This window comes from Methanimicrococcus hongohii, assembly GCF_032594095.1.
Lineage (GTDB): Archaea > Halobacteriota > Methanosarcinia > Methanosarcinales > Methanosarcinaceae > Methanimicrococcus > Methanimicrococcus hongohii.
The window spans coordinates 2,083,168-2,099,639 of sequence record NZ_CP131059.1 but is presented as its reverse complement, the minus strand read 5'-3'; the positions used below and the strand labels follow the sequence as shown (position 1 = coordinate 2,099,639).

Here is a 16,472-nt window from a genome sequence, read left to right as displayed (position 1 = left end):
CATAATTTTTTCATTTAAAAATGCAATTATCATTTGAATTAATTTTCAAAAACAAGAGGACTATTTTGATTATTATTCAAAAATGGTGCGGCTCGCGCGCGGCGGCGGCAGCTGTCTGCCGGCAGCACAACCCGACCGACAGCAGCAACAGCAGAAGAATTAAAAATCAAACAAAGATTTTTGAGGTTTCTTTCCGGCATCTTTTTTCGAGCCGGAATCAGAAACGGAATCAATCTCGGATTTCGCGGCAGAATCAGCATCGGATTTTGCTTCGGCAGAATCGTCTGAACCGGATTCTTCGGATTCGGCAGATTCAAATTCGCCTGACAAATCGTCGGCAAATGTTTCCGGAATATTTTCGGCCGCCTCCTCTTTGTAAACGGGCGCCTTTGACGGACCTGTATCTTCAAACGCGTCCAATCCTTTCGGAGCCGAATCCGTTTTATTGGATGCGACATCAGAAATTGAGCGAACGACCGGCTCTTTTTTAACGGCAGGCTCGGAATCGGCAAAATCGAACAAACCTTTTTGCATATACTTATCAAGCGATCCCGCATCGACGCCGAAAACTTCTAAAATGCGCTCGACCGGCGGCAAGATCTGCTTTTTAATGTAATACTCCGTATCGATCGGAATGTTGTGCTCCAAAACATATTCGGGATCTTCGGCGCGTTCGACGAACAATCCTTTGCCGGAAATAATCACAAACGGCACACGTGTTCCGATCGGCGTTGAAATTCCCGTGCGGGATTTGATTTTTTCAACGACCGTCAAATGAGGTTGCTTGTTCTTGTAATTGTCCGTTTTCTTGGAATAATTCTTTGTGAGAATAAGCTTATTGATGAATTCGGGATTTTCTGAAAGATTCAAATTGCGCAGATCGCTTGTGACTTTGCGGACATATTTGATTGCTTCATCGACATTACCTTCGATCAAAACAAGATCCAAGACGCGCGTCAGCGTATCGGATGTCAGCTCACACCAATCGCGGCGAACCGTTTCCATTCCTTTGACTTTGATTTTATCGGACCAGCCGGAGCCGGTGCGCTCAAAAAGCCACTGAGCGTATCGCTTCTTGGCAATCAGAACGGCGCGCCTTGCAACCGCTTCAAATTCAAGTTCCATCGGGGAGGGAAGCGATGCGGTGACGATTGCCGCCGTTTTGCTGCCGACAAGCGCCGCATCTTCTAAAGTGAACTGCTCGGGCGTGAATTCTTCTCCGGACTCGGCGGAACAATGCATGAAAACGCTGTCCGTATCGCCGTAAACGACGGAAAGCATAACAATTTTGACATCGCCGCTGATGACGGCAGAATCCAAATCGGAAATGCTGCCGGAATCGAAATCGGCGTCAACGGTTTTTCCGACGGATTTAAAATGATCTTTAATTTCGTTCTCAAGCCATGCTTTGCTATCGTAAAGATAGATTTTTCCGATGACCTGCGTGATGATTCGCTCGGTGTTGAGAATGTTTTCGCGGCCGATGCTTGTCACGGAACTTGCCATCGCCATGCTGTAAAGGCGCGCGCGGGCGTATCCGGTGTAACCGTAATAACTGTTGAGCAGAATTTTAAGCGCCATTTGCGTTGCGTCAAGCGCCCGAATTTCTGATTCGTCCTGCGTCTGCTTCATCATTTGTTTTGTTTCCATTCTGCGATTGAGCAAATCTTCGAGAATGGACGGAACGATTCCTTTGATGATATTTTGTTTGACAAACATTCCGCCGGTCGGCGTTACGTCGATATCTTCTTCGGTCAAGCCGAGTGCCGGCAAATCGCGTTTGTCGCTAATGATTGTCGTATAGCACAGGTTATGCGCCATCATAATTGTCGGATAAAGGGATTTGTAGTCCAAAACGATGACGTTTTCATGAAGCCCGCGAACCGGATCCAAAACGGCGCCGCCTTTGAGTTCTTCTTCGTTATCGCGCTCTTCAAATGCTTCGCCGTCGGGCTTGACCGGCATGACGCGATTGTGTTTGCCGTATTCTTTGAGCATCACTTGTTCGACCATCGAAGTCTGGCCGCCGTCGAGTGTTTCCTGAATGACGGAATTTGTAATGCGCGCAAGCGCGACGTATTTGTCTAAGATTTTAAGATGAAGCAGCAGCTCTATTGCAAGTTCAGAGTCACGGCGTGAATAATTGATAAATTGCGCAAGCAATTCGCCGCTGTTATGCCAATAGCGTTCCATTTCCGAGGCGGGAACATCCAGCTTTTCGCGGCCGAGCAGTTCTTTGGCGGCGTTTCGAAGGGTGTATTGCTTGAGGCTGAAATTGCGGCGGACGAGCGGCAAAACGTCGGCGACGATTCTGCCTGTGATTTCGGTTTTGACAGTAATGCCGAATTTTTTGGAGAAAATCGGGCTGCTGTCTCTTGCAATTCCTGTTTTGATCGCGGCGCCTTTTTTCTTCAAAACGTCGGCGCGCTTGAGTAAATAAGTGATATCGAAATCTGAAATGTTGTAACCGGTAATGAAATCGGGATCGAATTGATTGATTGTATCAAATGTTTTGGCGAGAAGTTCGTTTTCATTTTCAAGCCAAATGGTGTCGCCGTCGGCGTCGTTTGTTTCAAAATCAAATCCGTCGGGTTTGGGTTTTCCGACGTAAACGAGCGTTTTTTTGCCGTTCCGGGCGGGCTCAAACGCGAAACTGACTAAGATAACGGGCGATTTTTCAGGTGTCGGCATATTGCCGCCTTCGGGAAGACATTCGATGTCAAAAGAAAGATAACGGAGCGGCGCGTTTGAAATGCGGTCAATCGGATTAACGGATTTTGCGCAGATGATCGTATCGGCTTTGATCGGGATTTCCGTTGTTAAATGTTCGCGGTCAAGCGATGTGTCTTCAACGGCTTCCACCCATTGAAATCCGCCGAGGTTCATGTCAACTAAAAATCTGTTGCGGAATAAAATATCGCTTTCAAAGAGCGCGGTAACGCCGGGAAGTTTCGCGACGTCGTCACGGATTTCGGGAACGTTTCGCGGCGCCTGAACAATGATTTTCAGATACGGCGACGTTTTTGTCTGATAACCGATGGGACCGAAGCGCTCAACGATTTCGACGCGGACGATTTGCGGAAACTTTTCCAAAAGCATTTTTTGGGTTTCCTCGGGGTTTGTGCTTTCGGCGTAGAAAAACGGTTCAAATCCGGGAATCAGACAGCATACGCTTTTGCCGTCTTCGCCTCTGCCGAAAAGCCGAATCACCGGCTCGTCTTCGCCGATGAGTTTGTAGTCTGCGTCAAGAATCTGGAAATTCATATCGGCATATTAACTCGTTTAATTTAATATATCCTTTTTGGATTGGAAAAAATCGGAAAGTTTAAACGAAGGATGAAAAACCAAACAAAAATCGGAGATCTGTTTTTTGAAAAACGAATGAAAACGAAATGTGTTTTTGAAAAATGAAATAAAAATGGAAATCTGTTTTTGAAAAATAAGATGAAAATGAGGAGCGGGATTGAAAAATAAAATAAAAAGGGTGCGGCTCGCGCGGGCGCGGCGGCAGCTGCTGCTGCCGGGCGGAAAGTTGTGAGCGGCGGAAATGCAAACCTGACTCCAAGCGGGAACACAAACCTGACTCCGAGCGGAAACAGAAAACTGAATCCAAGCGGAAACAGAAACCACACTCCAAGCGGAAACAGAAACCTAACTCCAAGCGGAAACAGAAACCTCACCCCAAGCGGAAACAAACACCGCACTCCAATTGGAAACACAAACCTGACTCCAAGCGGAAACAAACACCGCACTCCAAGCGGAAACACAAACAGTAAGGTAGCAACGGCACGTTCGCGAATGCGAACGGATTACGATTAAAAGAGCAGATACAAGCAGCAACTCAAACCTGACCGACAGCAGCAACCATAAAAGACAGTTGCAGATTGGCAGGCTCGGTAGAAGCCAACCGCAGCTGAAAAATCAAACCTTTTTTGTTTTTCGTTTCGTACGGGAAAGAATCTCCAACTCCTTCTTTCCTCCGCTGCGCTTCGGAAACGCGTCGTTGGAGGAGTCGGTTTTCGAACTTTTACCCAATCTGAAATTGATTGAAACATCGTTTTTCATCAAAATTTTCAAAAACAGAACGCCTTCTTTTATCCAAGATCTAAAAATTTAAGATTAGGGTTTTATCGGGCGTTCAGGTTCACCGATTTTGAAAATTGGATGTTTGGGTTTCATCTGAAAAATAAAATAAAAAACGAGGGACGGTTTTTAGAATCAAAGAAAAATGATGCAATTCGCGCGTGCAGGCGGCAGATGCAGCCGAACAACCCGATTCATGAACAAAAAATAAAAAAGAAAAGAAGAAAAAGAATGTGAATTCTTTTTCATCAAACACAAGTCGTTCCGCCGTCAACGACAACCGCAGTTCCTGTCGTGTAACCGGATTCGTTTGCCGCCAAATACAGAAGCGCCGTGTTCAATTCACCGTCTTTGCCGTATCTTTTCATCGGAACGGTGGCTTTCATGAAGTTTTGGAATTCATCGGTGTTCAGCGCCGCTTCGGTCAATTCCGTCGGGAAAAAGCCGGGGCAGATGGCGTTTACTGTGATGTTGTACTTTGCCCACTCGGCGCCGAGCGCGCGCGTAAAGTTAACGGCAGCGCCTTTTGACGCGTGGTAGGCGGCGCCGCTGTAGCTGCCGACCAAACCGTACATGGAAGCGACATTGATGACGCGGCCGTATTTGTTTTTGATCATTTCTTTTCCGAATTCGCGAGATGTTGTAAACATCGCCGTCAGGTTCAAATTCACGGCGCGGTACCATTGTTCATCGGGCATGACTTCTGCCGGATCTTCGCCGCCGATTCCGGCATTGTTGACGAGGATATCGACTTTTCCATATTCGGCAATCGTTGCTTTAACGGCGTTTTGAATGTCTTCCGTTTTCGTCACATCGGCAACGACGGGCAGGCATTTGCGGCCCATGCCTCTGATTTCTTCGGCAACGGCTTCCAATTTATCTTTTCTGCGGGCGATAATCACCAAATCCGCGCCCTGCCCGGCAAGCGCTCTTGCGAACTGAACGCCGAATCCAGATGAAGCGCCTGTAATTACTGCGACTCTTCCTGTTAAATCAAAATACATTTTAATCACCATTTTCCTTAAATTGCAGTTGTTCCGCCGTCAACGACGACCATCGATCCTGTTGTGTAGCCGGCTTCATCTGACGCGAGATAAATGAGCGCCGGATTCAATTCGCCTTCGCGGCCGCCGCGGCCCATCGGCGTTGTCATTTTCAAGTAATCTTGGAATTCTTTTGTATCAAACAAGCCTTGAGTCATTTCGGACGGGAAGAAGCCGGGGCAAATGGCGTTAACAGTGATGTTGTATTTCGCCCATTCTGCTGCAAGCGCGCGTGTCAAATTCACGACACCGCCTTTTGTCGCGTGATAAACAACGGTCGGAACATCGGGGTTGTTGCTTCCGACAAGACCGTACATGGACGCAATATTAATGATGCGGCCGTATTTGTTTTCAATCATTACTTTTCCGAATTCACGGGCAACGAAGAAAACGGAATCCAAATTCAGTTCAACAACGCGGTTCCATTCTTCATCAGTCATGGATTCGGCCGGCGCAACCGCGCTTGTTCCGGCATTGTTGACCAAAATGTCGATTTTACCGCATTTTTCAACGATTTCCGCAACCGCTTTTTTGATGTCATCCGCTTTTGTCAAATCGGCGGCAATCGGCAGGCATTTGCGTCCGGTTTTGCGGACCTCTTCTGCAACTGTTTCAAGTTTGTCCATTCTGCGCGCGATGATGACGACATCTGCGCCTTGCTCGGCAAGCGCTTTTGCGAATTGGACGCCGATACCTGAAGAGCCGCCTGTGACAACGGCGACTCTGCCTGTTAAATCAAACATTTTTGTATCCTCCATGAATATAAGTTATGAATTAAATTAGAAAAGCCTATTTTGGCTTATGAAAACGGTAAAATTCGTCATATATATACATGATGGATGATTGTAAACCGCAAAGTAGAGAGAAAAATTAAGAGAAGCGGACAAATAAAATTATAGTTTTTTTATTAATTAATTCCCGAAAGAAAATGGAAAAGACCGATAATGACAAAAGCAACCGAAAAAAGAAAACAAATCCCGTTAAAATTGGTATTTTCGGTTCGAATACTTACAAGAAAACCTGAAAATAATCCCGTAAATGACAAAACACAATAATACCAAAAAATACGTTGCACTTCAGCAGACCCGTCTTCAAAATAAACAAAAATGAGAAAAATAACAGGGAGCAAAAATCCCAATAATCCCGACAGGATTGGGTTTTTGGAATAGAGACCGTAAAAGAAGCTGCCGAAAAGTAAAAGCAAAAAAGCTAACATTCCGTAAAAATTGTTACCGGATGAGACAAATAAAATAAAAAACAGCAAAAGAATTAAAAAAAGAGCTGTATTTTTTATACCGCTATGAGAAAGCATCAAATCATTTCCAAATCATAAATAAGTAATCGCAATCAAGTATCTTAATCCATGAGATATAATTATAATTGTTAAGAATTTGGAGAGAAAATTTCATGAGGAAATCTCTTTAAAAAGTTCTGTTGATTTTGAAATTCAATCTCGATATAATTCAAAAAAGCTTTATTATCCTCACGCCATGCATAACCGTTCGGATGGGAAATAACTTCATCCACTTTGACCGACATTCTTTTTTGACGGATCATTTCTTCTATAATATAATGCGGCAAAAAGTGCAGATGTGCGTATCCGTCGTGTACAAAAACAAATGCATACAAACCGAGTATTTTCTTTTGTTTGACATATCTGTAAAGTTGTTTTGATGATTGTCGGCTGCCGTCACGATGAGGTCTGGAAATATGATTCATCAAAAAATAATGCAAATTTTCTGCATTTCTTGATTTAACTTCAATTCCGACATTTTGGGATGTTCTGATTTTTAAAAGAAGATCTATTTTTTGTCTTTGATTCAAACGCGTTTTATAAAAACGTGCTTTCGCCTGCAAATTATTATCATATGCCCAATCGTTAAGTGTATTGATAACGAATTTTTCACCGGCATACCCTTTCCAATGAGGAAGACTCAAATAAAAGAACGGTTTCGCAAGCCAAAGAAAAATCAAAAGCAAGAGAATAATTGCAATGATAAGCCATCCGTCTGTTGTCATAATTATCATATTTTACAATTATTTTTCAGTTTCCCAATAAATTTGAGGATATTTCTTATAGATTTTCTCAATTTCATCAATTCCATTTTTTAATTTATTTAATTCATTAAATTGAACTTCTAAATTATAGTTTATACCTTGAATCACCAATATTAAACTGCCAATTATCTGATCAATTTGTTCTGAAAAAAAATCAATTGCCTCATCTAATTCCAGATAATTGTTGTCAAGAAGAATATTAAGATCTTCAAAATCGCGATTATCAACTATAACATATGGATCATTATGAGATGCAAATAACTTATTCCGAAAATCAGTTATTTTTTCATTTTCAAAATTTGCAAATTTTGCAAATTCGACCATAAGAGGTTCGAATGAATAAGAAATTTGTTCGTCATCTAAATACATATATCGATGTTGTAAAGCACGTACATCAATTAAAAGTGAATAGATATTATTTATAGAGTCTTCAAGTCTTTTTTCATCTTCCATAGATTTTGCAGGATCAGATTCTACAAATGCCCATTTTGCTACATTCCGATAAGTTCTAAGATTTTTTTGGACATTACGCATATTTATTTTAAGAGGAATGTAAAATAACATTAATTTGTCACTTAGCTTTTGAATTTTAAATTCAATTGTCTCTTGAGTATCTTTTTTTGATTGGACTTTTTCTTGATTTAATATTTGCTTTTTTGTTTGTTCTGTTGACTCGTTACTTTGTTTTAAAGCCAGATATGTAAAAACCACATAAGCTATTGTTGCTACAACAAGGATTGAATCGATAATCCATCCAAATTCAAATTTATTAGCAGCTTCAGACAATGTTGTTTTTAAGATCATAATAACAAATATAAAATATATAAATCCAAAAACTAAAAAGAAAGCAGAGACAGCATAAAGAACATAAAAAGACGCTTGAGCAAAAGCTTTCAATTTATTACACATATACAAAATTTCAGAGTCACCAAAATATTCACCCATTATTTTTCTAAAAAGGTCAAATAAACGGTTATATTGAAAAAAAGTTGCAAAGCCCAATACAATTAGAATGTATGAATATAAAAAAAATGTAATTTCAATGAATGTTCCTGAAGCTGTATATATAAAATATATGAAACTTAAAAATGTTGTAAGAACAGAAAGAAACACAAGAATAATAATCTGTTTAATAATGAAAGATAAAGAAACATATTTGACATTTAATAATTGTTGTATGAAACAAGAAATAATATAAGAAGCTAAAATACAAAAAACGAACGAGGCGACTGGTATAAAATAGACACCATTTAAAAAAGAGATTAAAAAATCAACAAACATTAAACGGCCTCATTTATTTGATTATTCTTTGACCGTTTTTAATATGAACTACTTACAATTAAGAACAAAAATCGCGTAACAATCATAAGCAAAAATATTGTATTAATTTAAGGCAGTTCAAGTACATGACTCGAACTACCAATCAGATGCCCGGAGCGTGACTCGAACACGCGACCTCCAGATGTCTCAGGAATTTTGAAATTCCAACAAGACGCCGTCATTATTTTCCCTATGAGTCTGGCGCCCCAACCAACTAGGCTATCCGGGCTGTCGGATGCATTAGAATAAACATTTTGGTATTAAAAGATATTGATTGAAAAGGCGTTTTTGACGTGGGAACATTTTTATAAAAATATAAATAAAAGCCGAACAGTTTTATTGATTGCTTTCAAAAAATTGAAAATGAAAAATAAATAAAAACGAATGCTGAAAAACGGAAATAAAATCAACAGTGAGAGGGAAATTTAATGGTAAAAATAACAGGCTTTTCCGGAAGTCCAAGGAAGAACGGCAACACGAATTTTTTGATGGAAACGATTCTGAAAAGCGCAGCTGACACCGGCTGGGAAACAGATTTCGTCAATCTCAACAAAGCCGATATCGGTTTTTGTGAAGCCTGCGATGCGTGCCATAAAAGCGGCAAAGGATGTATCAAAAAAGATGATATGCAGATGATGGGCGAAAAGATGAAAGAAGCGGATGTCTGGATTCTCGGAACACCCGTTTACTGGTGGGGACCGACCGCGCAGCTGAAAGTGTTTACCGACAGATGGTACGGTTTGCCGCGCGAAACATTCCAAAATAAAAAAGTGATATTAGTCGTCCCGATGGAAGATACCGAAGATAAAACAGCGTCTCACGTCATCGGAATGTATCAGGACAGTTTTGATTATATCGGCGTTGAAATCGCAGATATCATTGTCGCAAAAGGCGTTTTAGAAGCCGGCGCAGTGAAGTCAAAACCTGAAATTATAAAACAGGCGGAAGAATCCGTCAGCAAAATTCAAACAAAAATGAAACAGATGTATTGAAAATAGAAATTGAAATAAAATTGAAAAATAAGTAAAATAAAAATAAACAAAATTAAAACAAACAAAATTAAAAAACAAAAACAGCAGGCGATCAAATGAAACTCAGCAAAGAATCCACGGACATCATTTTTGATGAAGCCCGAACGCACAAATATTTTGAAAAAACAGATATCTCCGACGAATTATTGACTCAGATTTACGATGAACTGAAAATGGCGCCGACATGGGCGAACTGCCAAGCCGGCCGTTTTGTTTTCGTGAGAAGTCCGGAAGCCAAGAAAAAACTGATTCCGCACTTAGATGAATCCAATGTCAAAAAAGTTGAAGCAGCGGCCGCAACTGCCATCATCGCGTATGACACGAAATTTTACGAATTTATGCCGCGCCTTTATCCGCACGGCGATTATTATTCCGTTTTCGCAGGTGATGAAGAATTTGCAACGCGTGCAGGACTTTTAAGCGGTTCGCTTCAAGGCGCTTACCTGATTATTGCCGCGCGTGCGCTGGGACTGGATTGCGGCCCGATGGGCGGCTTTGATAATGCCGGCGTCGACAAGGAATTTTTCCCGGACGGAAGATTCAAATCCGTCTTTCTGTGCAACCTCGGAATCGGCAACAAAAGCAAACTTCATCCGCGCGATGACAGATTCAAATTTGATGAAGCCTGCAAAATTCTTTAAGAATCTGACTGATCTTATTTCGCCCGGAGTGAAGTTTGCACCCCCGCAGCTTGTCGGTTTGCGCTTCCGGCCGCCGCCGCGCGCGAGCCGCACAAATTTTTAAAAACAATTAAAAAGGCAATCGCGTTTAAAAAAGAATCAAAAGAGATAATCAGACTTAAAAAAGAATCAAAAAGAGAGACAGAGGTCTCAAATGTCTCTCAACTTTTTTTCACAATAACTCAGCGGATTAATATCCTGTAGCCGTTGCCAACGCTTCCAAAACATCGGCATCAACGACACCCGTCACGGTTACAAATATGCTGTCACCAAGCGTCCAGGCAATCATATATCTGCCGTATTGCGGCACGTCATCGGTTTCGGCAGTGAACAAGACCGCGTCGTGACCGTTAAACCGAATCGTTGAAATACTGCTGTCATCGCCGTATTGAGAGGCGTGGCTGTCTTTCATTATCTGAATGTAATCTTCAGATGTTTTGGTCGTGTTCGCAATCGCGACATCATAAAACGTCAGGAAAACGGATGTTTCATTTTCACCGTATTGATAAATGCCTTGGTAGCCGAACAGCGCGTCAGTAACACCAATATGCTGGCCGTGAGATCTGACGGTTGCCGTCGAAAGGAAAGAAAAACCGTCGGGAATAGGATCTACTAAAGTTAAATTCGCGTCAAACGGCGGGATCGATACGGATTCATTTGAAGAATCATCGCTGTCGGAATCATTATTAGAGCTGTTGTTTGAAGAATCGGTTGAGTTATTCGAACCGTTTGTCGTGTTATTTGTTGTGTTGTTTGTCGTATTGTTCGCCTCGTCATCGCCGCCGAGACAGCCGGAAACGCCGACTGCCAAAACAGCAGCGAGGAGAAGAAGAACAAGAATGTTTTTCTTCATTGTTTTTCCTCACAGAGTTTTTAGAATTGTTTTTTAAATTGAAAAAAATTAAAGATTAAAGGTTGGAAGCTTCCGCCAATTCTTTAATGACGGAATAATTGACTTGCCCGTTAACAACAATCAAAAAGCTGTCGTCATACTGATCGCCGGACCAGTTGGACCAAACCAAGATGTATCTGCCTTGCTGCGGCGTGTCAACGGTGGTTGCCTCAAGAAGCGTTGCTTCGTGCCCGTTAATCGTCACGGTTGAAACATTGCTGTCGCTTCCGTATTTTGAAGCATGAGATGAAATCATGTCCTGAATGCACTCGTCAGCTGTTTTTGACGTGCATCTGTAAGCGGCAAGATAAACATTGGCGTTATCATATGTCAGCATATTTCTGTAGCCGATATAGGCTTCCAAAACACCGATTCCTTCCGTGTTTGCATTGACCGAGCGGGTTGCCAGATGCGTAAATCCTGCGGGAAGCGGATTGACGGTAACAACGCTTGCGTTAAATGTTGTGATAATCGTTGCGTTTGACTGACCGGACTCGTTTGAAGAATTATCGGGTTCACTCACGGGCGGTTCTGTCGTATTGTTTGTTGTGTTGCTGTCGGCATCATCGCCGCCGCCCAAACATCCTGAAACGCCGACTAAAGCGGCAGTAAGAAGAATGATTAAAATGAATAATGATTTTTTCATAGAAAAACCTCCGAACTTGATAGTGTATATACTCAATTATATTATTAAAGTGATTGGAGAACGCAATTTTATAAAAAATGAACAGACGATTTAAAAGAAATGCAAAAAAGAAATGCAAAAAAGAAAAAGAAAAATGAACGCTATTTGATAAAAGAAAAAGAAGAGCGAAGCGGCGTGCGCGGCAGCGCATTCGATCAGAAGAGAAAACAGAAAAAAATGAAAGAAAAAAATGAAAAGAAAAAAAAGAAAAAATGAGAAGGAGTGAGAAAAACATTCCCCCCTCTCAGCCGATCATTAATCATTGAATCATTTAAAGTTCTGATGCAATTGCCAATGATTCCAATGTTCCGTAATCAATTTGGCCGGCAGTTTGTCCTTTTGCGGCAAAAATTAAATTACCGCGCGTCCAAGCAATCATATCCGTCCCGGCAACATCATCGGCTGTCGTAAATTTCGCCGCGTTGTGACCATTGACCACGACTGTCGAAACATCTCCGCTGTCGCCGTCATTTGAATTGTATGAGTCTTTCATTTGCTGATAATATCGGTCGGCATCTTCTGTTGAATTTGTTTTGAAACAATAGAAATAAACGGTTGCGTTGCTGACGGTGTCGTTTGTGAATTTGTAATATCCTCTGTAGCCGTACAAAACATCCGTGATTCCGACGCTTTCACCGTTTGATTTTACACTTTGCGTCGACAGGAATTCGAATCCTTCCGGAAGATCGCGGACTGTTACAATATTTGTGCTGTAATTCAAATCCTCATCGGGAAGTGTTGTTGAATTGTTTGTTGAGTTATCGCTCTCATCTGTCGCATTGTCCGAATCGCTGCCGCCCAGACAGCCGGAAACGCCGACTGCAATGAAAACGGCAAGAATTAAAAATAAGATTTGAGTAAATTTCATAATTATCCCCTACCTGAATACCGAATCAAATGCTGAAAAACGAATCATAAGCAAATAAATTGATCAAAATAAAATTGATCAAAATAAATCGAAATGATTGAAAATAATTTGAATCATCCGCAAATAAATCGTAGTCAGCCGCAAATAAATGATTTTGATGGTATATTAATCGCGTGCTCGTCCAAAATTTTTAAAAAGAACAGCAATCACATGGTTTTGCAGGGCGGATGATTCCGACGGCGTTGTTCGGGCAAATTTTGACGCACTTGAAACAATTCACAAGACATTCATCGGAATCGGAAAGAGCGGGAATGAAATTGCCGTTAAGTTCTGTTAATTCAATAATATGAACGGGACAAATCAAAAGACAGGCTTCGCATTGATGACATTTGTCGGAAGAAAAAACGGGGAACCAATGTTTTGCCATATGAATCGAAATGAAAAAGTCGCAACAGATATAAAAAAGAATTGAAAAACAAGAAAAAGATTAAAAAACGCAAATAAAAATAGTGAGAGGAAAAATCCTCTCAACATTTACGATTTAAATTATATTTAAATTACAAATCGGAAGCTTCGGCGATTGTTTTGATTTCGCTGAGTGTTGCCGGACCGTCAACAACGACGAGCTTGTCGCCGCTTGCCCATGTCACAACATATCTTTCAACGGTTGTGCCGCCGGAAGTGGATGTTGTTGTAATGACGGTTGCATCGTTTCCGTTGATTGTTGTATTTGTAATATTGTAGGTAGTCGGGTACTTCTCCTTGTTTGCGTCAATCATCGACTGAACATATCCTTCTGCAGATGAATTGTTTGCTGTCTGGTAAGCGGAGAGGTAAACATTTGTTGAGTTAACGGAATAGTAACCGGAAAGACCGTTGAGCGCGTCTGTAACGCCGTCAATGTTCTGTTCGTCAGCAGTTACAGTTCTAATTGCCAAAAGCTCGTAGCCGGAAACTGAAACAGTAACAGTGCTGTTATTGAATGAGATTTCAGGCGTTGCGTTTGTGCTTGAATTGTTTGTTGAGTTGTCGGTTGTCGAATTATTCGTACCGTTTGTATTATTGGATGAATTGTTCGTACCATTCGTGTTGTTTGACGAATTGTTTGAATTGTTGGATGAGTTGTTTGATGTGTTATTGTCAGGTGTGTCATCATCGCCGCCCAAGCAGCCGGAAACGCCGACTGCAACAGCAAGAAGAGCAACCAACAAAACGATTAATATTTTCTTCATTGTGTATCACTTGTTTGTTTTGTTAAATAAATCTGAACGAAAAGCCAAAAACATAAATTTTTTGAAGAATTATTCAGTCCTTCGAATCCGTTTTATTCATTGGGATTATTCAGGTATTCTTCCGAACCGCTGTATCCATTCGACGAACCGTTCGTTGAATTTGCATTTACGGATGAATTATCCGTATTGTTTTCATCAGTATCATTTGATGAATTGTTTGCGTCATCTGTTGAATTGTTTGTTGAATTGTTTACACTTGAGTTGTCGGACGTATTGTTGTCTGTGCCATCGTCGCCGCCCAAACAGCCGGAAACGCCGACCGCAACAGCAAGAAGAGCAACCAACAAAACGATTAATATTTTCTTCATTGTATCACTTGTTTGTTTTGTTTAACCAATAAATCTGAAAACACAAACATCATAAAAATCATTATAATTTTAGATTAATCATTCAGATTAATCATTCAGATTAATCATTTAGATAAATCATTATGATTTAGATCATTATGTTTCATTCCCCGAATAAGGCTGTAAAGCCGAGAACATCCCTGCCCACCGATCGGGGTCTTGCCGAAGATTTAATTCAAGATTTTCACCTTCGACACCTGTGTCAGCTGCATATGATGCAACTGAAACCGGTTCAATTGATTTGGTATTTAAGTACTCTGAACTTGTGAAATTTTCACCGGCGCTTTTGTTTTCGATTGCCATTGCTGTCGCAACGAACGCGAAAATCAAAACGACTGTAATGAGTAAACTCTTTTTGCTCAACCAAATCCCCCCTATTTCCTGATTTCTTCAAGCACGGAAAATCCGTCAAAATTATTTTGAAAGATCATCAAACCAATATACCGTGCTTGGTATAGTCACAAACCATGAAATACTCTTTATTAAGTTTTGCGGTCATTAATTTTAAAAAACGCAATCTGTTACATGATATAACGTTTAACCCGTCGATAATTGACGACAAACGATGTTTGAAAAGTTTCATAAAAATCGAGTGATAATTAAGAGAGAAAAATTATTTTAAAACCGATAGCCGCAGACCAGATGGATTGAAAGATGCAGGAGCGAGCCGCACGCAAGCGGCGGCCGCTTTACCAATCTGACTAAAATATATCATAATTTAAAATCGTATATTATAAATCGGATGAAATTCAGTTATCCAAAAATATTGGATACCTGTTTTTCACAAGGATATTAACGATTGCGGATGCGGATTCAAAAACGGATTTAGTTTGCTTATGTTTTCAGGAGTATGGCGTTCACTCCAAAGAATGTATTGAGCACCTTTGTTATCGAGTGCATTAATGTATTCATCACTGATTTCTTTATCCGAATCATTAATTACAGCCAATCCGATAATTTCTTTTTGTGTTTGTTGTTCCCGAACCCCTTTTATATCTTCCAACGTGAATAAAAACTGCGGTAAATTCATTTTGTTTACTGAATTGAAAGATTTGATTACAATTTCCAAATTTTTATAAGCAATTTGGAAATCAAAAGTAAATTCTAATCCGGTACTTCCTTTGGAAATAAAATACGGTGTATAGATCAATTCCTGTTCATCCAAATAGGCTTTCACATCTTCTTTGAAGACTGAAGCAACTGTGTGTTTTGCCAAATAATACATATCGGCTGTTTCGGAAATGGCCGAAATCAGATTCAATTTCTTTTGAGGGAAATCTTTTTCGGTTGCTTCGGTAATCAGTTCGCCGTTGTTAAGTGTTACTCCATAATTGTTTAGTATTCTGTCAAGTATTTCTTTTCTTTTGAATGATTTTGTTATTTCAAGGCCGCTCAATTCTAAGTCTCTCATTGTGTTGCCGTCATCGGAAAGAATTATTTTGCGCCCTTCTTTTTTGGCATAGATGTCTACCGTGTCATTAAATAAGCCGACAAAGGGTGTGCTGATTTCGACCCAATCGGAAGAAGAGTCGGTTGTTACGATTGTTTTTTCTTTCAGAAAATTATAGTAATTATCCATTACTTCATTTACCCAATTCATATAAATCTCTCAAATTTTTCTGAAATCCGTAGTTAATAATTGTTTTCAAATTTATTTTATCAAAAAACGCTTTGAGTGTTTTGATGTAATCATCTCTTTCAGCCAATTCTTTGACGGGAAAGTCATCTGAATCCAACGGTATCGCCCAGGCCAACGGTTTATAACCATTTACTGCGTAATGGATATGGCCGTTGTATTCATCCAACCATAATCCTGCAAACGGTTTAAATTTTTCCGGAACAGTTGAAACAATGTTAACAGGATTCTGATGGCGTGAATAAAAATCTATTCTTAATAATCCTGTTTGTGTGCTGCGGTCTTGATGATGTAAACTGATTTTTAAAGATTTTTTTCACTTTCTTTTACATTCACCGTAAAATTTTGACCTGAATCATCCGGTGAAAAAAGATACAATTGGAAATTCATCGGATACTCGATATTTAACGAAAATATTTCCGCCTTCTTCCCGTTTTGAATGATATATTTTTCAAGACTGACCAGATATTCCGCTAATTCTGCATATTGATTTGATTCAAAATAAAATCGACCGTTCATAATTATCACCAAAATTGA

At 40.4% G+C, this 16,472-nt stretch carries 20 protein-coding genes and 1 tRNA gene; 3 read left to right on the top strand and 18 right to left on the bottom strand.

Features of this window, described 5'->3' with window-relative positions:
- Window positions 1-38: 38 nt before the first annotated feature.
- The 9 genes from MmiHf6_RS09680 to MmiHf6_RS09640 form a co-directional block, all read right to left on the bottom strand.
- A complete protein-coding gene (locus MmiHf6_RS09680; RefSeq protein ID WP_316557586.1) occupies window positions 39-200 on the bottom strand; it encodes a hypothetical protein in 162 nt (53 codons plus the stop codon).
- Complete coding sequence (locus tag MmiHf6_RS09675; protein ID WP_316557585.1) at window positions 160-3,264, bottom strand: DNA-directed DNA polymerase; 3,105 nt, start codon at window positions 3,262-3,264, stop codon at window positions 160-162. Before MmiHf6_RS09675 ends, MmiHf6_RS09680 begins: the two co-directional genes overlap by 41 nt.
- Window positions 3,265-3,282: 18 nt before the next feature.
- Window positions 3,283-3,630, bottom strand: coding sequence for a hypothetical protein (locus MmiHf6_RS09670; RefSeq protein ID WP_316557584.1), 348 nt, complete (start codon window positions 3,628-3,630; stop codon window positions 3,283-3,285).
- Window positions 3,631-3,651: 21 nt separating this feature from the next.
- Entirely contained in the window at window positions 3,652-3,864 is a 213-nt protein-coding gene (locus MmiHf6_RS09665; RefSeq protein ID WP_316557583.1) for a hypothetical protein, read from the bottom strand.
- Between the two features lie 467 nt (window positions 3,865-4,331).
- On the bottom strand, window positions 4,332-5,087 hold the full coding sequence (locus tag MmiHf6_RS09660; RefSeq protein ID WP_316557582.1) for an SDR family NAD(P)-dependent oxidoreductase: 756 nt from the start codon (window positions 5,085-5,087) through the stop codon (window positions 4,332-4,334).
- 17 nt (window positions 5,088-5,104) lie between these two features.
- The gene (locus tag MmiHf6_RS09655) at window positions 5,105-5,869 is read right to left on the bottom strand and encodes an SDR family NAD(P)-dependent oxidoreductase (RefSeq protein ID WP_316557581.1); all 765 of its coding nucleotides are present in this window, start codon (window positions 5,867-5,869) and stop codon (window positions 5,105-5,107) included.
- 640 nt (window positions 5,870-6,509) lie between these two features.
- The gene (locus MmiHf6_RS09650) at window positions 6,510-7,145 is read right to left on the bottom strand and encodes a hypothetical protein (RefSeq protein ID WP_316557580.1); all 636 of its coding nucleotides are present in this window, start codon (window positions 7,143-7,145) and stop codon (window positions 6,510-6,512) included.
- A gap of 18 nt (window positions 7,146-7,163) precedes the next feature.
- Window positions 7,164-8,465 (bottom strand): hypothetical protein, encoded by a 1,302-nt coding sequence (locus MmiHf6_RS09645; protein WP_316557579.1) that lies wholly within the window; start codon window positions 8,463-8,465, stop codon window positions 7,164-7,166.
- Between the two features lie 147 nt (window positions 8,466-8,612).
- Window positions 8,613-8,733, bottom strand: a tRNA-Met gene (locus tag MmiHf6_RS09640).
- Window positions 8,734-8,932: 199 nt separating this feature from the next.
- On the opposite strand from MmiHf6_RS09640, the gene MmiHf6_RS09635 reads away from it, so the two are divergent.
- Together MmiHf6_RS09635 and MmiHf6_RS09630 are read left to right on the top strand one after the other, a co-directional pair.
- Window positions 8,933-9,496, top strand: coding sequence for a flavodoxin family protein (locus MmiHf6_RS09635; protein WP_316557578.1), 564 nt, complete (start codon window positions 8,933-8,935; stop codon window positions 9,494-9,496).
- Window positions 9,497-9,591: 95 nt separating this feature from the next.
- A complete protein-coding gene (locus MmiHf6_RS09630; protein WP_316557577.1) occupies window positions 9,592-10,176 on the top strand; it encodes a malonic semialdehyde reductase in 585 nt (194 codons plus the stop codon).
- A 229-nt stretch (window positions 10,177-10,405) separates the two neighbouring features.
- On the opposite strand, the gene MmiHf6_RS09625 is transcribed toward MmiHf6_RS09630, so the two are convergent.
- Window positions 10,406-11,068 carry a hypothetical protein gene (locus tag MmiHf6_RS09625; protein ID WP_316557576.1) on the bottom strand — a complete coding sequence of 221 codons (663 nt, stop codon included), beginning with the start codon at window positions 11,066-11,068 and terminating at the stop codon, window positions 10,406-10,408.
- A gap of 55 nt (window positions 11,069-11,123) precedes the next feature.
- Window positions 11,124-11,753 (bottom strand): hypothetical protein, encoded by a 630-nt coding sequence (locus MmiHf6_RS09620; RefSeq protein WP_316557575.1) that lies wholly within the window; start codon window positions 11,751-11,753, stop codon window positions 11,124-11,126.
- Between the two features lie 99 nt (window positions 11,754-11,852).
- Here MmiHf6_RS09620 and MmiHf6_RS09615 point away from each other — a divergent pair, with 99 nt between their 5' ends.
- Window positions 11,853-12,008 (top strand): hypothetical protein, encoded by a 156-nt coding sequence (locus MmiHf6_RS09615; RefSeq protein WP_316557574.1) that lies wholly within the window; start codon window positions 11,853-11,855, stop codon window positions 12,006-12,008.
- Between the two features lie 55 nt (window positions 12,009-12,063).
- Here the strand turns inward: MmiHf6_RS09615 and MmiHf6_RS09610 are convergent, their stop codons facing one another.
- From MmiHf6_RS09610 to MmiHf6_RS10245, 7 genes are all read right to left on the bottom strand, one after another.
- Window positions 12,064-12,660: a hypothetical protein gene (locus tag MmiHf6_RS09610; RefSeq protein ID WP_316557573.1), complete on the bottom strand. Its 597-nt coding sequence runs from the start codon at window positions 12,658-12,660 to the stop codon at window positions 12,064-12,066.
- A 190-nt stretch (window positions 12,661-12,850) separates the two neighbouring features.
- On the bottom strand, window positions 12,851-13,087 hold the full coding sequence (locus MmiHf6_RS09605) for a 4Fe-4S dicluster domain-containing protein (protein WP_316557572.1): 237 nt from the start codon (window positions 13,085-13,087) through the stop codon (window positions 12,851-12,853).
- A 130-nt stretch (window positions 13,088-13,217) separates the two neighbouring features.
- Entirely contained in the window at window positions 13,218-13,892 is a 675-nt protein-coding gene (locus MmiHf6_RS09600) for a hypothetical protein (protein ID WP_316557571.1), read from the bottom strand.
- 92 nt (window positions 13,893-13,984) lie between these two features.
- A complete protein-coding gene (locus MmiHf6_RS09595) occupies window positions 13,985-14,260 on the bottom strand; it encodes a hypothetical protein (RefSeq protein ID WP_316557570.1) in 276 nt (91 codons plus the stop codon).
- Window positions 14,261-14,395: 135 nt separating this feature from the next.
- Window positions 14,396-14,662, bottom strand: a complete 267-nt coding sequence (locus tag MmiHf6_RS09590) for a hypothetical protein (RefSeq protein WP_316557569.1) — start codon at window positions 14,660-14,662, stop codon at window positions 14,396-14,398.
- Between the two features lie 418 nt (window positions 14,663-15,080).
- Window positions 15,081-15,878 carry a DUF1828 domain-containing protein gene (locus MmiHf6_RS09585; protein ID WP_316557568.1) on the bottom strand — a complete coding sequence of 266 codons (798 nt, stop codon included), beginning with the start codon at window positions 15,876-15,878 and terminating at the stop codon, window positions 15,081-15,083.
- Between the two features lie 4 nt (window positions 15,879-15,882).
- Window positions 15,883-16,236, bottom strand: a complete 354-nt coding sequence (locus MmiHf6_RS10245; RefSeq protein WP_420891330.1) for a DUF6978 family protein — start codon at window positions 16,234-16,236, stop codon at window positions 15,883-15,885.
- Window positions 16,237-16,472: the final 236 nt, after the last annotated feature.

What these genes read in the sequence shown, in the direction of transcription:
- MmiHf6_RS09600 (WP_316557571.1), bottom strand. Translation starts at nt 13,892, where the DNA reads ATGAAGAAAATATTAATCGTTTTGTTGGTTGCTCTTCTTGCTGTTGCA.
- MmiHf6_RS09680 (WP_316557586.1), bottom strand. Translation starts at nt 200, where the DNA reads ATGCCGGAAAGAAACCTCAAAAATCTTTGTTTGATTTTTAATTCTTCT.
- MmiHf6_RS09605 (WP_316557572.1), bottom strand. Translation starts at nt 13,087, where the DNA reads ATGGCAAAACATTGGTTCCCCGTTTTTTCTTCCGACAAATGTCATCAA.
- MmiHf6_RS09655 (WP_316557581.1), bottom strand. Translation starts at nt 5,869, where the DNA reads ATGTTTGATTTAACAGGCAGAGTCGCCGTTGTCACAGGCGGCTCTTCA.
- MmiHf6_RS09610 (WP_316557573.1), bottom strand. Translation starts at nt 12,660, where the DNA reads ATGAAATTTACTCAAATCTTATTTTTAATTCTTGCCGTTTTCATTGCA.
- MmiHf6_RS09585 (WP_316557568.1), bottom strand. Translation starts at nt 15,878, where the DNA reads ATGGATAATTACTATAATTTTCTGAAAGAAAAAACAATCGTAACAACC.
- MmiHf6_RS09635 (WP_316557578.1), top strand. Translation starts at nt 8,933, where the DNA reads ATGGTAAAAATAACAGGCTTTTCCGGAAGTCCAAGGAAGAACGGCAAC.
- MmiHf6_RS09650 (WP_316557580.1), bottom strand. Translation starts at nt 7,145, where the DNA reads ATGACAACAGACGGATGGCTTATCATTGCAATTATTCTCTTGCTTTTG.
- MmiHf6_RS09620 (WP_316557575.1), bottom strand. Translation starts at nt 11,753, where the DNA reads ATGAAAAAATCATTATTCATTTTAATCATTCTTCTTACTGCCGCTTTA.
- MmiHf6_RS09645 (WP_316557579.1), bottom strand. Translation starts at nt 8,465, where the DNA reads ATGTTTGTTGATTTTTTAATCTCTTTTTTAAATGGTGTCTATTTTATA.
- MmiHf6_RS09675 (WP_316557585.1), bottom strand. Translation starts at nt 3,264, where the DNA reads ATGAATTTCCAGATTCTTGACGCAGACTACAAACTCATCGGCGAAGAC.
- MmiHf6_RS09625 (WP_316557576.1), bottom strand. Translation starts at nt 11,068, where the DNA reads ATGAAGAAAAACATTCTTGTTCTTCTTCTCCTCGCTGCTGTTTTGGCA.
- MmiHf6_RS09615 (WP_316557574.1), top strand. Translation starts at nt 11,853, where the DNA reads ATGCAAAAAAGAAATGCAAAAAAGAAAAAGAAAAATGAACGCTATTTG.
- MmiHf6_RS09630 (WP_316557577.1), top strand. Translation starts at nt 9,592, where the DNA reads ATGAAACTCAGCAAAGAATCCACGGACATCATTTTTGATGAAGCCCGA.
- MmiHf6_RS09595 (WP_316557570.1), bottom strand. Translation starts at nt 14,260, where the DNA reads ATGAAGAAAATATTAATCGTTTTGTTGGTTGCTCTTCTTGCTGTTGCG.
- MmiHf6_RS09660 (WP_316557582.1), bottom strand. Translation starts at nt 5,087, where the DNA reads ATGTATTTTGATTTAACAGGAAGAGTCGCAGTAATTACAGGCGCTTCA.